The 17,855-nt window shown below is 40.2% G+C and carries 11 protein-coding genes; 9 read left to right on the top strand and 2 right to left on the bottom strand.

Annotation, left to right across the window (positions count from 1 at the left end):
* Position 1 precedes the first annotated feature (1 nt).
* Together MTP09_RS13075 and MTP09_RS13070 are read right to left on the bottom strand one after the other, a co-directional pair.
* Positions 2-3,652 carry an MMPL family transporter gene (locus tag MTP09_RS13075; protein WP_243548816.1) on the bottom strand — a complete coding sequence of 1,217 codons (3,651 nt, stop codon included), beginning with the start codon at positions 3,650-3,652 and terminating at the stop codon, positions 2-4.
* Between the two features lie 343 nt (positions 3,653-3,995).
* On the bottom strand, positions 3,996-4,484 hold the full coding sequence (locus MTP09_RS13070) for a DUF2062 domain-containing protein (protein ID WP_243548815.1): 489 nt from the start codon (positions 4,482-4,484) through the stop codon (positions 3,996-3,998).
* 200 nt (positions 4,485-4,684) lie between these two features.
* Here MTP09_RS13070 and topA point away from each other — a divergent pair, with 200 nt between their 5' ends.
* The 9 genes from topA (at position 4,685) to porG (ending at position 17,853) form a co-directional block, all read left to right on the top strand.
* Positions 4,685-7,234 (top strand): type I DNA topoisomerase, encoded by a 2,550-nt coding sequence (gene topA, locus MTP09_RS13065; protein ID WP_243548814.1) that lies wholly within the window; start codon positions 4,685-4,687, stop codon positions 7,232-7,234.
* Positions 7,235-7,360: 126 nt separating this feature from the next.
* Complete coding sequence (locus tag MTP09_RS13060) at positions 7,361-8,437, top strand: formimidoylglutamase (protein WP_243548813.1); 1,077 nt, start codon at positions 7,361-7,363, stop codon at positions 8,435-8,437.
* A 173-nt stretch (positions 8,438-8,610) separates the two neighbouring features.
* Positions 8,611-10,110, top strand: a complete 1,500-nt coding sequence (locus MTP09_RS13055) for a hypothetical protein (RefSeq protein ID WP_243548812.1) — start codon at positions 8,611-8,613, stop codon at positions 10,108-10,110.
* A gap of 3 nt (positions 10,111-10,113) precedes the next feature.
* Positions 10,114-11,103 carry a glycosyltransferase family 2 protein gene (locus MTP09_RS13050; protein ID WP_243548811.1) on the top strand — a complete coding sequence of 330 codons (990 nt, stop codon included), beginning with the start codon at positions 10,114-10,116 and terminating at the stop codon, positions 11,101-11,103.
* 18 nt (positions 11,104-11,121) lie between these two features.
* Entirely contained in the window at positions 11,122-12,252 is a 1,131-nt protein-coding gene (locus MTP09_RS13045) for an EpsG family protein (protein ID WP_243548803.1), read from the top strand.
* A 4-nt stretch (positions 12,253-12,256) separates the two neighbouring features.
* Complete coding sequence (locus MTP09_RS13040; protein WP_243548801.1) at positions 12,257-13,375, top strand: glycosyltransferase family 4 protein; 1,119 nt, start codon at positions 12,257-12,259, stop codon at positions 13,373-13,375.
* 34 nt (positions 13,376-13,409) lie between these two features.
* A complete protein-coding gene (locus MTP09_RS13035; protein ID WP_243548799.1) occupies positions 13,410-14,273 on the top strand; it encodes a polysaccharide biosynthesis/export family protein in 864 nt (287 codons plus the stop codon).
* Positions 14,270-16,771 carry an exopolysaccharide transport family protein gene (locus MTP09_RS13030; protein WP_243548797.1) on the top strand — a complete coding sequence of 834 codons (2,502 nt, stop codon included), beginning with the start codon at positions 14,270-14,272 and terminating at the stop codon, positions 16,769-16,771. The genes MTP09_RS13035 and MTP09_RS13030 overlap by 4 nt, the downstream gene beginning before the upstream one ends.
* A 173-nt stretch (positions 16,772-16,944) precedes the next feature.
* On the top strand, positions 16,945-17,853 hold the full coding sequence (porG, locus tag MTP09_RS13025) for a type IX secretion system protein PorG (RefSeq protein WP_243548795.1): 909 nt from the start codon (positions 16,945-16,947) through the stop codon (positions 17,851-17,853).
* Positions 17,854-17,855: the final 2 nt, after the last annotated feature.

The following is a 17,855-nucleotide window of genomic DNA, read 5'->3' as shown; positions in this document are numbered from 1 at the left end:
ATCATTCTATGCCATAAATAAAAATTCCGTCATAATTATTTATGGGTAAAAATTTTGTATGCTCTGGAAAGAAGGGTTCCACATTAAGAAAAACAACTTTTTTTGGAATGGTTTCGATGAATTTCCAATCGAAATCTTTATCAGAAATGAGTAGTACATCGGGAGATTTCTTCATTTCAGAAAGTGAATCGATGTAGAAAATCTTGCGAGTTTTCACATTGTGGTTCTGCTTTGCAATCTCTCTTTTTTCAAGATTGGAATTAAAGGAATACACCGTTCGTGATGCTTCCTGCAACGTAAGCAAAATATCTTTCTGCCCGAAATCTGAGGAGAAATGCAGCACCACATCGTCTTTTCCGATCAGGGAATTTAATGCGTGGTATTTTTTCTTGTTGGCGTTAAAATCATTTTTTACTTCTGCGACCACTTCGCTGTCTTTATAAAGGAATGAAAGGAAAAGTTTTTCTTTAAAATAATCTTCATCCTCAATTTCTGTCCGCAGTTTCGCAAATTCTTCACGGAAAAGTCTGTTGATATTTTTGCCTCTTTCCGAATAATTTTTGCCGAAACTCAGGTCGGTGTTTGAAATTCTGTTTCCCACTTTCGCCGTAATCGAACCGTTGTAGATAATATAGTCGTTTTTGGGCAGAACCTCGGAATTTCCGTGGATGTAGATCGGCAAAATATCGAGCCCAAATTCTTCCGCGAGATAAAAAGCCCCTTTGTGAAATCGCTTCACGTTATTGTCTGAAGATCGCGTCGCTTCGGGAAAAACCATTAACGAAAAACCCTGTTCCACCTTTTCGCGGAGTTGTTCGGTACCGTTTTCAATTCCCTGCGAAACGGGATAAAATCCCAAAGCTCTCACCATTTTTCCAAAAACGGGCGAGTTATACACCCAGTCATTTACAAGGAAAACCGCTTTGTGAGTCACCATCGCAATAACCAAAGTATCCAGAAAAGAGGTGTGGTTTGCGATGATTACTGCGGGTTTTTCAAAGGTTTCATTGTTGGGATTAATGACTTTTTTCTTTACAAATGGATTCGAATACAATACCGATTTCAGGAAAGCGGCCATTGTTTTCTTAATACTTAACAGTCCTTTTTTTCCAGCTTTTGGCACGAAGAAATGCCCGAAAAGAGAGAAAAGAAATCCGCCAATTCCGTAATAGGCAAAAGACAAAACCGAGTGCAAGAACAATCTGAGCGTCAGTTGCGAAAGACCTTTTTTCTGTCTTTTAATAATGAGAAGTCGGAATAGAAAAGGGTAGAGCGAAAAAGTGATGATGAGCACCGAAAACATTCCAATCAATGCGACTGATGCGACGGAATGCAGTGCGGGATGTTTTGCGAAAATCAAAGTTCCGATCGCCAAAACCGTAGTTAAGACAGCCAGAATAATCGAGGTGCGGTATGTTGGAAGCACATTTTTTCCTGTGGTGTTTTCCTTCATCAGCGCCTGTGTAAGGAAAATGCTGAAATCTACACCAACTCCGAAAACCAAAGTGCACACAATCGTGCTAAAAATATTCAGCTGCATTCCGAAGAAATACAGAATTCCCGCGGTAACAATCCCCGTTAAAATGATGGGAACCATCGCAAGCATTGTGAGTTCCACCTTTCTAAAAAACACAAACAGGATTAGAACAATCGCGATAAGCGAATAATTGATGAGCGAGCCGAAATCTTTTTTGAGCAGTCCGAGAAAGTTCTCGTTCATTTGTTGTCGGTCGATTGCGATGATTCCTCCTTTTTCTTCAACAGATTTTATAAATTGGTCGCGGCTTTTTTCGTCGATCTTCACGATATTCGAAACCGTATAAAGTCCATCTTTTTCATTAATGAAATTCTGGAGCTGAAGCGGTTTCAGCGTTTGGTATTCGTCGAGCGAAATGGGTTCGAAAGTTTTAGTGAGCAATCCCTGAAAATCTGAAAAAGCATTTTCGTTGAAGCCGAATTTGTTGCCGTTTTTAACAAGGTCTTCTGTCACCTGTTTTTTTCGTTCGGCATTCCAGAAGCTGTTCCATTTTTCAATTTTTTCCTGTTGCTCTTTTTTGCTCAGAACCACTTCGCCAACCGATGAAAAGCTGATGATGCCGTTTTTGGTTTTGTTGTCGTTTAAAAATTCGAAAAGTTGGGTGTTTTTTTCTAGGGCTTCGGCTTCGGATTTTCCGTAGGAAACGGTGTAGATGGATTTCGACGTGATGTCGGAAAGTTGTTCCAGTTTGCGCTCGGTCTTTTTCATTTCATCGGGCACGAAATTCAGGTTGCCGATATTTTCGTTGAATTTCACTTTGCTGAAACCGAAGAAACACGCGATAATCACGATGGAGCAGAAGATCAGCAGAAACTTGTTTTTGTCGTAATCGTAGGAACCGATACGGTCGATAAAGTTGGGTTTTTGGTTTTCGACTTCTTTCGGATGATAAAGTTGGGGAACAATGATCAATGCAAAAAATGAAGAACTCAGGACGCTTATCGATGCAAAAATTCCTAAATCGATCAACGCCTCGGAATGCACGAAAACCAGGCACAGAAAAGAGATCGCCGTCGTAAAGCTGCTCATTAGAACAGGTTGTGTGATTTCGCGGTAAAGCTCTTCGATATTGCCGCTTTTTTTAAGGTGTGTCAAAACGTGAAGTGCGTAATCAACGGTGATTCCCAGCAAAATTGCACCCACGCTCAGCGAAATCGCCGAAATCCTGTCGCGCAAAAAATAGATGCTGCACAACGCAATCCCAACTGCGAAAACTGTCGGAAGAAAAATAATGATCGGCGTGAAAAGATTTCTAAAGTAAAAGATCAACAACGCGAGAAGTACGACCAGTGCGATGACCACCGTTTTCTGAATGTCGCTCTTGATTTGTTTCGCATTGGCAACCGCGATAATTGGCGAACCAAAATAACTGATTTCGGTTTTTTCTTTGAACCGTTGGTTGAGTTGATCCTTAATAGTATCCAGTCCGTCAGCAAAAACTTCGTTGTTTTTCGTTTCGGCACCGCCAAATTTGGGTTCGATAAAAAGCAGGAGATGTTTGCCGTCTTTGGTGACGATGTAATTGTTTTCCAGTCGGAAGTCATTGCCCATATTCAGCGATTCCAGTTTTTTCAGTCCGAGAAACGAGATTCCGAGCGGATCTTTTTTAATAAAGTTTTTCGTGACCAAACTCGTCGGCGAAACCAGCGCTGCATAATTTTGCTCAACTTTTTTGGCGATGCTGTCGGAGTTTAGCTTTTGCGAAATTTCGCGGTAGTCGTTATCATTCAGGAACAACGGCAGATTTTGGTTGACGAAATCGAAGGTTTGGGTGATTTCTTCCTCATCAACTTTTCCCTGTACGTTATTGATGTATTTTTTTAAAGGAGTGATTTTATCCAAAAAACTGTCGGCGGTTTCGGAGAGTGCGAATTCGTCCGTGTCTCCTTTCTGTTCGATGATAACGACAATTTGATCGGAGAAATTCAGCTGCTTAAGAACTTTCGCTGTGATATCGGATTTGTCGTTTTTTGGAATAATTTGGTTGATGTCTTCCTCAAAATGAATCTTCGAGCCGAAAAATCCGCAAACCGCCAATAACGTCATCGCCACTAAAACAGTGGAAATTTTGTTTTTCTGAATAAACCAAAAAATGGAAATAAAAAATCGGTGCATTGGCGGATTTGAAACGATTCGCAAATTTAGCTTATTTCTTAAATCTGTTTTCTACAAAATTAATCTATAACATGCTAAGGAGTTTGCTCGCTAAGATTTTGCTACAAATGCACGAATATAGTTTTCGAAATGGTTACTTCTCGCAGATTTCGCGGATGTCGCAGATTTTCTTGGAAATGAATTTGAGGATGCGAAGATTTAGGCGGAAAATTCGCGCAAACTTCATCAATTCGCTTTAGCGGATCGCGCTTTGCTTTCTTAATAATAAGCAGGATAACTGGTAGAAATCTTTGCGTGTTTTTTGAAGAACTCTAAATGCAAACAGAGAATTTAAAGTATTTTCTTATCGGCGGCTTCGTTTCGGATCGAGCATTTTTAGGAGAAAATAAGAGCCGAAACCAAAAACTGCAGCTGCCGCGGTCGCCAAAATCAAGCTTCCGATGGTGTACTGCACAATGTTTTGCTTGATAAATTCCAGGTCGAAAGTTGCGTTTTCAAAACTCACACTTTCTTTTACAAAAGGCGATCCCACCATCATCGAAAGGAAAATAATCACGGGAATCAGTGGTGGTAAAGTAAGTTGCGAGAACATAAAAGATAGCAGCTTATTGAGTTTGAAATACACAGAGAGCGTAATTGCCAAAAAAGAGTGCAGTCCCCAAAAAGGCGACAATCCAATGAAAACGCCCAATGCGATTGATTTCGCCTTGGTTTCGTTGCTGCCGTCGCTTTCAAGAATATTTTCTTTAAGAAACCTTTTCAGCCCCTTCCTGCGGAAGTAGCGGTAGAATACTTTTTGGCTCTGGATGGTATTTTTAATGAAATTTTTCAAAAAATGTGCTTTCCGATGGTATTGCAAAAATAACACCTTATTATATATAGCGTGTTAAATGTTTTTTAAAAGAAGTGAACAGGGCAAGTGGTATGTTTTTAAAATTAATTCAACAATTAGAAAATGGTGAAGAATTTCAACACAAAACGACAAAAATTTGCGAGTTAAAAAAAACTTCTACTTTTGCAAAAATTTTCAGGATGCCAAAAAATTTAGTAATCGTAGAGTCACCAGCAAAAGCAAAGACCATTCAGAAATATTTGGGAAAGGAGTTCGAAGTGAAATCAAGTTTCGGACATATCCGTGATTTGCCTAAGAAAGGAATGGGAATCGACCTTGCTACTTTTACTCCAGATTACGAAGTTTCACCCGACAAGAAAAAAATTGTCGCCGAACTGAAGACCGCTGTAAAAAATGCAGAAACAGTGTGGCTCGCTTCCGATGAGGACCGCGAAGGAGAAGCAATTGCATGGCATCTTGCGCAGGAATTAAAGCTGAAAGAAGACCGTACCAAAAGAATCGTCTTCCACGAAATCACGAAGAACGCCATTCTGAAAGCAATCGAAAATCCCAGAAAAATTGACCAAAATCTTGTAAACGCGCAGCAGGCGAGAAGAGTTCTCGACCGAATCGTTGGTTTCGAAATGTCGCCCGTTCTCTGGAAAAAAGTAAAGACGGGACTTTCCGCGGGAAGAGTGCAGTCCGTTGCAGTGAGGTTGGTTGTGGAGCGTGAAAAAGAGATACGCGATTTCGTTGCAAAATCCACTTTCAAACTCGACGGGGTTTTCCTCAATTCTGAAAAGCAGGAAATTTCCGCGAAACTCAAAAAAGATTTTTCTGAAGAAACTGAGGCGGAAAAATTTCTTGAACTTTCAAAAAACACCGAATTCAAAGTTCTAAATGTAGAGAAAAAACCTGGAACCCGTTCTGCATCCGCTCCTTTCACCACTTCTACTTTGCAGCAGGAAGCGAGTAACAGATTGGGATACGGCGTTACTTCGACGATGCGTGTTGCACAGCGACTCTATGAAGAAGGGTACATTACCTATATGAGAACCGATTCTGTGAATCTTTCGCAGGAAGCGATCAACGGTGCGAAAGCACAGATTCTTTCGGAGTTTGGCGAAGCGTATTCTAACCCAAGAAATTATACCACCAAATCTGCTTCCGCACAGGAAGCGCACGAAGCGATCCGACCAACCGATTTTTCAGTAAAGTCGATTGGCGATGCACAGCTGAACAAGCTTTATCAACTCATTTATAAAAGAACTTTGGCGTCGCAAATGGCGAATGCCAAAATTGAGAAGACTACTATTGAAATCGGGAATCCAAAACTTCCCACCCAGTTCGAAGCGCAAGGTGAAGTCATTATTTTCGACGGTTTCCTGAAGGTTTATGGAATCACCAAATCCGACGACGATGATGAGGAAAACAACGAAAAATTATTGCCTAAAGTTTCTGTGGGAGAAACCTTGACTTTCAAGAAAATCACCGCGATAGAAAAATTTACGAAACCTGCCGCAAGATATACCGAAGCCGCGTTGGTAAAAAAACTGGAGGAACTCGGAATCGGGCGACCTTCAACTTATGCACCGACGATTCAGACGATCCAAAACCGTGAATATGTCGATAAGAGAGAAGTGCTTCCGCAGGAAAGAGAAATCCTGAAAATGACTTTAACTAAAGACATTAAGAAAGAAATTCTATCTGAAAAATTCGGTGGCGACAAAAATAAGTTCGTTCCCACCGACATTGGTGAAGTGGTGAATGAATTCCTGACCGAAAACTTTGCAGAAATCCTTGATTACGGATTCACAGCAAGAGTGGAACAGGAATTTGACGATATTGCAGACGGCGGCAAACAATGGAAAAACGTGATGACCAGTTTCTACGATTTTTTCCACCCGAGAATTGAGGATGTGGAAGAACACGCGGATCGGGCAACAGGAGAGCGTTTGTTGGGTAAAGACCCGAAATCTGGCAAAAACGTTTATGCAAGAATGGGACGTTATGGAGCGATGATTCAAATTGGCGAAGCGGATGATGAGCAGAAAACTTATGCCTCATTAATGCAGAGTCAGAACATCGCGACGATCACTCTGGAAGAAGCTCTGGAGTTATTCAAAATTCCGTTCGATCTGAAAGATTTCGAAGGAAAATCCGTAACCATCGGTGTCGGAAGATTCGGACCGTATGTGAAATGGGGCGAAACCTTTATCTCGATTCCAAAAGGAGAAGACCCGCTTTCTGTAAATCAGGAAAGAGCGGAGGAAATCATCAACGAAAAGAAAATTGCCGACGCGCCGATCGCAACGTACAAAGGAGAACCAGTAACGAAAGGAACAGGAAGATTCGGCCCATTCATCAAATACCAATCGATGTTTGTGAATGTACCTAAGAAATATGATTTCGAAAACCTCTCACAAAGCGACATCAACGAGCTGATCGACGCCAAACTTGAAAAAGAGGCGAACCGCTACATCCAACAGTGGGAGAAAGAAAAAATCTCCATCGAAAACGGAAGATGGGGACCGTTTATCAAATTCGGGAAAGCGATGTTTAAGATTCCGAAAAATAAAAAGGATGAAAAATACACCGCTGAAGCGCTGAAGGAAGTTTCTTTGGACGAGGTGAAAAAATGGATCACCGCGCAGGACAAAACTGCTTTCGCAGAGAAGAAAAAACCAGCGGCAAAAAAGGCAGCTGCGAGAAAAATTCCTGCGAAGAAAACGGCAGCGAAAAAGAAATAGTTTGCACTTCAAATAAATTGCGCTTTCAGAACAACACTGGAAGCGTTTTTCATTTTGGTGATATGGGATTTTCATTAAATTTGTAAAAATCCTTTACGCACACGACCTCAAAACTAAAACATAAGAATGAACCTCGACGACATCCTGATTCCGCCAAAAGAATTCAAGACCGAAAAATGGCAGCTCGGCAATATCATCAGCAACGAAATTAAGGAAGACGGAATTGCCCTGGTTTTCTGCTCGGATTATCGCGGCATCAAATTCGGGGAGGCAGAAATTTTCGACTACGTCAATGTTCGGAGAGAGTTGTACCGACTTTCCAAACTCGATTTTGAAATTCCAATTTGCGATTTGGGCGACCTGATTTCGGGGAAGTCGCATCAGGATACGCATTATGTTCTACAGGAAGTACTCTCGATGTGTCATTACAAAAACGCGATTCCCATAATCATCGGTGGAAGCAATGATTTGGCGCATTCTCTTTTTTCGGCATTAAACTTCCACCAAAAAAATATCAACTACACTCAGATTTCAAACATCATCTCGCTCCTCAACGAAGGTGAAGAGATTAATGAAAAGAACTTTCTGGCAAAAATTCTCAGTTCAAAGACCTTCAGTATTAAGAACTATCACCATCTCGGTTATCAGAAACACCTCAACGAAATCGATTCGGTAAAACTGATGAAGGAGGTGGAATTTGAAATCATCCGTTTGGCGGAAATGATGAACTCCACCGAAAAAACAGAACCCTATTTCAGAAGAGCGGATCTGATTACGGTAAACTGCGACGCGGTGGAAAGTTATGGCGACGGTTTCTCGGTAAACCCACAAGTGAACGGACTTAATAGAAGAGAAATCTGCGCTTATATGAAGGAAATCGGATTAAGCGAAAACCTGAAATCGGCGGGGATTTTCAACTTTAACGCCAATTCTTCGGAGCATCTTAACCATCAACTTTTGGCGCAGATGATTTGGCATTTGATCGAGGGGGTCAACATTCAGAAATCGCACCCAAAAGAAAGACATTTCGAAACTTTTTGGGTGATGATCGACGATAACCAGTTTGCGTTTAAGAGAGATACGTTCAGCGGTTTATGGTATTTCGGCGATGATGAGAAAACCGAAAACCTGATTCCGTGCTCAAGATTCGAATACGAAGCCGCAAAACAGGGAATGCTCGACAAAAGGTTTATGAAAAGCTGATTTCGGCCGACAACCTTTTGGTATTAAGAAAAATACGATATTTTTGTTGCTTAAACACACAGATGACAGAGAAAAATCCAACACCGATGATGGTGACCAAACGTACAATCATTTTTATATAATCTGAATATATGAGTAAATGGTTGTCTAAAATTTTTTCAAATAATATTCTTTTGATTGCCATTACATTGGCGGTTAAAATCCCGGTTTTTTTAACGAAGCACATTCAGGAAGATTCCTTTATCACTTGGCGCGTTGCAAAAAATCTGCTCAATTACGGAGTGATTGGGTTTAATGGGGAAGATAGGATTTCGGCTTCTACGACGCATCTCTATACAGTAGTTTCCGCGTTTTTTCAGTTGATTTTTGGGGAGGATTTTATTTATCCGATTCTTGTTTTCAGCGCGGTATTATTTGCAATCGGCTCAATTTGGTTAGGTAAAATTCTTTTTCCGCAGGACACGCTTCGCCGAGGTTTTTTTGTGGTTTTACTTAACCTTGTTCCACCTGCGATTACCGCATCCTGTGTAGGTATGGAATATGGGATTCTCTTTTTTCTGTATTGCGGGCTGATTTATTACGGATTCTTCAAGCTGAAAAACTGGGCATTTTTTCTATTCCCGATCCTGTTGCTTTGGACAAGAGTGGATACCGTAATTTTTCTTGGGGTAATGTTTCTGGCTGATTTATACCTGAAGAGAAAACTGAATTGGACCTTCATTGTCGGTGGAGTTGTCGGTTTGGTGAGCGTTGTTGGTTTTAACTACTTTTATTTTGGCGAGTTGGTGAATCACACGATTTCAGCCAAAAAAATCGCCTACAAAAATTTGACGCCGAACAATAATTTGGATTATTTCCTTATTCAATGGGCTTATTATGGCGGGCTCATCAAGAAATATTCGTTTGTTACGCTGTTTATCTTTCTCGGATTTCTTGCCTTGCTCTGTTTTGCAATGGTCAAAATCATTAAAAATAAAGACAGAATAGCTTATAAAGTGAAGGTGATTCTGGTTGCGGTTGTTGTTTTTGCTTTACTGAAAATTTCTGTTTTTGCTTTTCTAAAGGCGTATTTTGACTGGTATTACTGGCTTCCGCGGGTTTTTCTGTTTGTTGCGGTAATCTATTATCTGTTAAATTTTGTAAGGATCAGGAAGCGGATTTTGGTTCCTTCGATATTTTTGATTTTTATTGGTCTTTATCTTTTTCAGCTGGTGCAGTCCTACGCAATTGGGTATATGGAAAATACGCAGCGTGTGCAGATCGCCAAAGATATTGCCGCGAACGGAACGAATATGGAACAGTCGATCCTGTTGGAACCTGCCGGAAAAATACCTTTCTACACCAATCTTTACACTTACGATGAAGTAGGTTTGGTGAACAAAAAGATTCTTGACGAAATGACAGCCGATGAACACTATTGGTGGATGAATTCTCTGCGTAAATTTCAACCGAATTATATTCTGAGCATTGGCGTGAAGCCAGACAGCGGAAAAGGGTACTATCAAATGAAAGAGGGAGACAAAGCATATTTTGATGAACATTATTCGTTGGTAAAGGAATACCCGATCGCAGAAATCCATCAGAATGCGCCGGAAATAGTAAAATTAGTTTACGGAGTACGGCCGATCGGAAAAGATTATTTCCTGTATGTAAAACGTAACGGAAAACCTTAAGCAATGAAGAAGGTTTCTGTAATAGTCCCAGTTTATAATACAGAACAGTATCTGGAAAAATGTTTGAATTCGTTGGTGAATCAAACATTGGAAGATATTGAAATTCTTGTTGTAAATGATGGAAGCAGTGATAATTCGCAAAATATTATTGATGAGTTTGCCGCTCGATTTCCATTAAAGATAAAGTCCTTCATCAAAGAAAATGGGGGGTTGAGTGACGCCCGAAATTTTGGTTTGAATCACTCTTCTGGTGAGTTAGTCGGATTTGTGGATAGCGACGATTACGTTTCTGAAAAAATGTTTGAGGAAATGTACGGACTTGCAAAGAAACACTCCGCGGAAATGGTCATCTGTAATCTACGAAAAGTGGACGAGAATGGAAATGTTACGCAGAAGCTTACGCAAATTCCCAATATGCCTGAGAAAATTGATTTGGAAAAGAACTTTTCGGTGTTTGCAGACCTTTCTTATTTTGCATGTAATAAAATTTTCAAAAGAGAACTCTTTGAAAATAAGAGATTTGAGAAAGGGATCCATTTCGAAGATATTCAGCTGATCCCGCAACTTCTGCTGCAGTGCGAAACTTTGGCTCAAACCCAAAATTACCATTACCAATATTTGGAACGTACCGATTCCATCACAAAATCGCATACCGAAAAAGGACTGGATATCTTAAATGCGGTTTCGGATGTAGAGGCAGTTTTTAAGACTTCGAAATATTCTTCCAAAGCATCTGACCTCAAAAACTTTAAGATTTTGGAGGGAGTATACACCTTTCTGGCGTACCTCGCATTTGTAAAAGAAGTTGAGGTTTATGCAAAAATGTCGGCGGCGCTGAAAAGCTTCATCAGTGAGAATAAAATTTCATTTGCAGAAATATTGTGTTATAAACGTTTTGGAAGGAATTATCTTTTATCTTTGCCTTTAAAGAAAAAAGTGTATTACCTATTATATTTTTTCGGTCAGGAAAAACTGCTCCGAAAACTGCTCTAAAAACACACGGATTTATCGATGCCGATTTTACACCCGATTTTCATCCTGATTTTTATTATCCTCCTGTTTGCAAGTTATCAGGAGGTTTTTGGCTCGGGAAAAAAACAGAAAGCTGCTGTGTGGATCGTTGCTTTTTTGATTATCATCGCAGTTGGCTTGCGTGAAAATGTAGGTGCAGATTATCCTGTGTATAAAATGCTTTTCTCGGGATTTTCTCTTTACACCACTTATGGAGATGTTTGGGACAAAGCGCTTTTCAGACCCAATGCAGAAGAAATAGAGTGGATTTTTGTACTGATCAATAAGATTGTTTTCGATATTGGGTTTCCGTTTTATGTGGTAACGCTGATTATGGCGATCATTACGGTGACGCTGAAATTTACGACGATCTATGAAAATGTCGAGTTCCCCGCATTGGCATTGCTTTTTTACTTTATGCCCATTATGTTTTTTGAGGATTCGGGGCAGATGAGACAGGGTTTGGGAATCGCGGTGTGCGCTGCATCCTTTAAATTTATTAAGGAAAGAAACCTGTGGATGTTTCTACTGTGCCTTTATATTGCAATCGGATTCCATAAGACATCCATCGTTTTTTTGCCGGCTTACTGGCTGGTGAAAATTCCAATGAACAGTACAAGGATTTTCTGGGTTTTGGTTTTCGCTGTTTTATCTTCACCTTTCGAACTTTATCGATTTGGTGGGAATCTTTTTAGCTCACTTACTCCGAAAGATATTTCCGGAGCATATACAGGGTATCTGGATGACAGATACTACGGTAATGAAGTTGAAACCGGGCTTAACGATATTGTGAAGATTCTTTTTATTATCGTGTTGATTCGGTATGACAAGAAAGGGTGTGAAGAAGTTTGGTGGTATGAGTATATGAGAAATCTTGCCGTTTTCGGGATGTTCCTCTTTTATTTTTTCCGGTCAAACGGTATTTTTGCGGTGCGTCTTCCGGGAGTCTATATGTTTTTTGTGACAATGTTTTGTCTGCCGAATTTGGTTTATGCTGTTCGTGATCAGGCAAGGCGTTTTCTGTATATTGGCTTTGTAAGCTACTTTGTCGCCATGTTCTTTTATTTCGGACAGGGAAATGGTGACCGTGGAAAATTCACCTTGGGGCGTTATACGAACAAGTTATGGTAATGCAATGGACCTGCTAAAGAGTTTTTTTGAAAATTTTTCAATACCCATCTTTTATGTAAAGTTTGTGGCGGGTACGCTGTTGGCTTTCCTCATTACTTTTTACATGATTCCGATCATTGTAAAGATTTCGAGAAGAAAAAACCTGATGGACGAACCTGGTTTAAGGAGTTCGCACCAAAGAAAAATTCCGAATCTGGGGGGCATCGCGTTGTTTGCATCTTTGGCGATTTCTGCATCTATTTTCGCATTCGAACTTTTCGAACTTTATAAATTTCTATTTGCATCACTTGTGATCTTGCTTTATGTTGGTGTGATGGATGATATTGTTGTGATGCGCGCGTACAAGAAACTTCTTGCCCAGATTGTGGTAGTGACACTTTTAGTTGTTGGTTCTGATGTACGGATCAAGAGTTTCTTTGGAGTTTTCGGGATTCACGAAATTGGTTATGTAGCGAGCGTGCTTTTCAGTATTTTTACTTTTATCATCTTGATTAATGCATTTAACTTAATTGACGGGATTGATGGTTTGGCAGGAGGTTATTCCATAATTTGCAGCGCAATGTTCGGTATTAGCTATTTTCGGTTGGGGCCATTAAACTATCCTTTGGTAGTATTATCCGGGGTTATTATTGGAGCAGTTTCCGGCTTCCTGTATTATAACCTTTCGAACCAGAGACAGCGCAAAATATTTATGGGGGATACCGGATCGATGATTCTCGGTTTTCTGCTGGGATTTACTGCAATCTGTTTTATTGATATCTTTATCGATGAGAAATTTCCGGGAGTTCCAAGATATTATTTGAAGTCTGTACCCGCAATCGCGATGGCAATACTTATTTTGCCAATTATCGATACTTTTAACGTTATTATAATCCGTCTGGTAAATCGCAAGTCGCCATTTATTGCCGATAAGAACCACATTCACCATTCGATGCTGAGGTTGGGTATGACGCACCGGAGAGCAACATTCTATATCATTCTGTATTATCTTTTTGTGGTTTCAGTCGTTTATTATTTTCGACACTTAGAGGTGAATCTCCTGCTTTTTTTGGTAATGGGAATTGGTTTAATCGGAGCTTATATCCCGAAGCTCATTCTGTATTTACGGGAAAAGGGTAATTAATTATTTATTATTTTTGCAAGCTATGCACAAGCTGATGAAAAACAAAGTTGTTTTATTTCTTATAGCTCTTTCTCTGATGGTTACTTCTTGTATTTCAACGAAAGACGTTAGATATTTGCAACCGAATGAAAGTCTGGTAATCAATGAAGAAGGACTGGTCCCCTACAATATACCCATTTACCGGGTGACGAAAAACGATATGCTCACCCTGAATATCGTGACTACTCCAAAAGGTGATGCGGCACAGTTTTACTCCACATTAAATGCTCCTATCAACAATCCGGCAACCGGCGGAGTACAGGGAGCAAGACCGGCAAATGTTACTTCAACCGGCAACAATTCTGGAGGAAATACCAATATTTATTTTAATGGTTTAAGGGTGGATTCCAAAGGTGATATTAATATTTTTGGGATCGGATTTGTAAAAGCTGAGGGAAGAACCATTGAAGACATTGCCCAGGAAATCCAAAATAGAGTCAACGAAAATTTCCTTGAGGGAAAATCTGAAGTTCGGCTCAATACCGACGGAATTACCTACTATATTTTAGGTGATGTGGAAACCGTAGGAATTACCGGAGAAAAAATCACCCACAAGAACACACTCACAATTACAGAAGCACTTGCGATCAACGGTGGGTTAAACAGAACGGTGGACAGAACCAACGTCGTGATTCACAGAAAGCTCCCAGAAGGAATTAAGATCGCCAAAATTGACCTCACCCGCGAAGACCTGATGAATTCACCTTATTACTGGGTGCAGAATGGAGACGAAATTTATCTCAACACACGCTCCAAAAACCTTAACGGATTCGGAAAAGATCCCGTTCAAACTCTTACAACCGGCGTTTCAGTATTAACTACCGCACTTTCTATTTACTTGATTCTTACAAGATTATGATTCCGGGAAAAGATAATATGAGCAAGAGCGCAACTGCTTCAACTGAAAAGGTGGGCTCATTCACATTTTTCGATGTTGAGCACTTTATTTCTCGGATTCTGAAAAATTGGTATTGGTTCGTACTGATGGCCATCATGGGCTATGCGATTTCGTGGTTTTACAGCAAGTATTATGCACAGAGGATTTACGCTTCGAACCTTTCGTTAAGTATTTCTAATAACACGGCAAGTTATTTCACACCTAATCAGTCCATTAATTTTATTTGGGGGCAATCCAACAATCAGGATGGAATTTATCTGAAAAAAATGCTCCTCTCTCGGTCGCACAACGAATATCTTGTAAAGCGGCTGGATTTATATGCCAACTATTCAACGAAAGGGCTCATCAAGGAAACTTATATTGATAAGTTTGATTCACCTGTTTTTTTGGAAATCGATAAAGACTACCCTCAACAGGTTGATTATCCGATTACCTTAATGCCTAAAGGTAAAGGCAGATACGAAGTTGTTCTGCCCTTAGAAGGAGAACTGAACAGGGTGTACTCCTACGAATCAGAAGGATTTCTCAACATTCCTAAATTTAAAAGACCAAAAGACAAAATAATTGGTTTGAATGAATGGTATGTCGCGCCTAATCTTAAGTTCCGCCTATTGGAAAACCCGCAACCAAGTTCCATAGAGTTTGATAATATTATCGTCACACTTTCAACCGTAAATAATAAGGTTAATAGTTTGGTCAATACCATTTCGGTTGATTTCGACAAAGAAATCGGCTCGATTATGATGATCACCAAAAGAGGTTTTAATCTGAATGAGACGGTTAACTTTCTCAATATTTCTGTAGATGAATTACAGAAAAAAAGATTGATTGACCGAAACACGGTAGATAAGAATACAGAACAATACCTTAACGATAACCTGACAAAAATCCGGAGTAAACTGGATTCCAGCGCGGCTGTTCTCAACCGGCTGAAAACACAGGAAGGACTTTATAATATCAAAGACAGAGACGAAAAATCGCTCACCAGAATCAAAGAGCTTGAATCCAAAAAAGCAGAGATCCTAACAAAGTTAAGCTCGCTCAATAACATCCGTAATACGTTGATGTCCCAAAATCTCGACAGAATGATCAGCACCAATTCTGCCGGGATCGAAGATGGCGCGTTTTCGGCGACAGTGAGCGAACTGAAAGCGCTCTACGCAAAGAGGCGAGAACTCGCACTCATCTACACCCCGAATTCTGAGCCAATGCGGGAAATCAACCGCCTGATTAGTGAGGCAAGAGGAAGCTCTAATGGCTCGCTAAACAATTATTACAATATATACCGCAACGAAATCTACAAAATAGATCGGGAAATTGCAGCAACCAATGTGGATTTGATGACTTATCCAGAAAAGGAAAGGCGCTATCTGGACGCGGAGAGAGGTTACAATATGATCGAGGCGACCTATAATTCCTTGCTTACCAAGCAAAATGAAACGCAGATTCGTGTAGCGACCAATAAATCGGACATTACGGTAATAGACCCAGCTAAAAATCTTGGGCAGGGTCCAATTGCTCCCGATGTTGAGAAAACGAAGTACATGATCATTGGAGGTCTGCTTTTCCTGCCGCTTTTCTTTATCGGTATTTCGGAGGCAATGGACAACAGAATCCGAAACATCAAGGAGTTGGTCAGTGTAACCAAGATACCGTTACTCGGCGTCATCGGGAAGAACAACCACGACAACAACCTTACAGTGCTCGAACAGCCGCGTTCCTCCATATCGGAAGCATTCCGTGGAGTCCGGGCAAATTTGAGGTTCCTGCATAAAGAAGACGGCAAATCTAAAGTGATCCTCCTAACTTCTTCAATTGGGGGAGAAGGGAAAACCTATGCCTCTATTAATATAGCTTCAGTTTTAGGGCTGAGTGGCAAGAAAACCATTCTATTGGGAATGGACTTGAGAAAGCCAAAAATTTTCGGCGATTTCCAGATCAACAACAAATACGGGATTTCCAATTTCCTTACCGGCGAAGTGGAGATGAGCCAAATTATCAACCAGACCCAAATTCCTAATCTGCATGTAGCCACTTCAGGACCAATTCCGCCAAACCCTTCGGAGTTACTGATGAGCGACAGAAATATTGAGTTCATCCAGGAGCTTAGAAACCACTATGATTTTATTATTTTGGATTCACCACCGGTTGGTTTAGTTGCAGACCCGTTCGAATTGATGAAGTACGCAGACGCAAGTATTTATGTGGTTCGACACGAATATACGGAAAAGTATATGCTGAAAATGATTATCGAGAAATACCATAAACAGGAAGTGAAAAACCTGGGATTGCTCTATAACGACTTCGAATTCAAGCAGGGATATGGCTATGGATACGGTTACGGCTATGGATACGGTTACGGTTATGGATACGGTTATTTTGATGAAGATAAAAATTACAAAGAACCGCTGCTGATTAAGATTAGAAATATCATCCGGAAAATTTTCGGAAGAGATTAATCTCTAAATGGGTCTCTCAATTAAGAGGGACTTTTTTAGTTTAAATCATAAAAAGTTTCTTTTGTCGTTTTTAAGTCAAATTCGACCCCGAAAATTATAGTTTATTGAGGGTTTTTAACTAAAAATTAAGAATTTCTTTAAGGTAAAAAAGTTTTATATTTGCAAAATTATTTATGAAAATTGACTTTCGGTATTTTGTGCAAAAGAAAATAATCCTGTCACTCGCGATTGTTTTTGTGTCTGTCCTTTATAAAGGTCAACGGCATGAAATAGGTGTTCAGCTGGGTATGAGCAATTTGGTGGGAGATATTGGCAAAACCAATTATATTCTGCAGAAACCTGTTTTGAGTAACATGCGCGATTACGGGATGCCATTTTACGGAAGCGTGCTTTATCGGATGAATTTTAATCCCTATCAAACAGTACGGATCAATTTGGGATACATCCACATCCAGTTTATTGATGCCGTTGCGAAAGAACTTTATCGCCAGAACAGAAAACTTTGGGGTACCAACTCGATTGTAGAGCTTGATGCGCTTTTCGAATACAATTTCTTTCCAGTGAATGATGAGCAGAAAGGAATTGCGAGTCCTTATGTTTTTGGAGGTATAGGAGCGCTTCTTGCAAATACGCCACAAGCAATCTTAGAGGCAGATTTTCGCAGAGTAGGTGGCGCAGCTCAAACCCCTGTTGATAATACAGATTTCTTAATGACTCCGACTTACACATCCACGAAAAAAATTGCTATGGCTGTTCCTTTTGGAGTCGGAATCAAATATAAATTCAATTATAATTGGTCGCTTTTCGGCGAAGTGATGTTCAGACCCACATTTTCAGATACCATTGATTATAGTGTGATTGACCAGTCGGATGTGAAAGTGACCTATAATAAAGATATTCTGATGCCGGGAACTACCAAATCCCTTCTTCAGGACGAGCAGTTTAAACCGGAAGTCGAACGAAGAACCGAAGAGTTTCTGAAAAACAGACAAATCGGCAACATCAATTCCAAAGACTGGTTAAACTCGATCTCCATAGGATTGAGCTATTCTTTTGGAAGACCACCTTGTTATTGTGATTAGTA

Origin of the sequence: Chryseobacterium suipulveris, assembly GCF_022811685.1 — a bacterium.
Lineage (GTDB): Bacteria > Bacteroidota > Bacteroidia > Flavobacteriales > Weeksellaceae > Kaistella > Kaistella suipulveris.
Note: the sequence above shows the minus strand (reverse complement) of the source record. Positions and strands in the feature narration are given on the sequence as shown.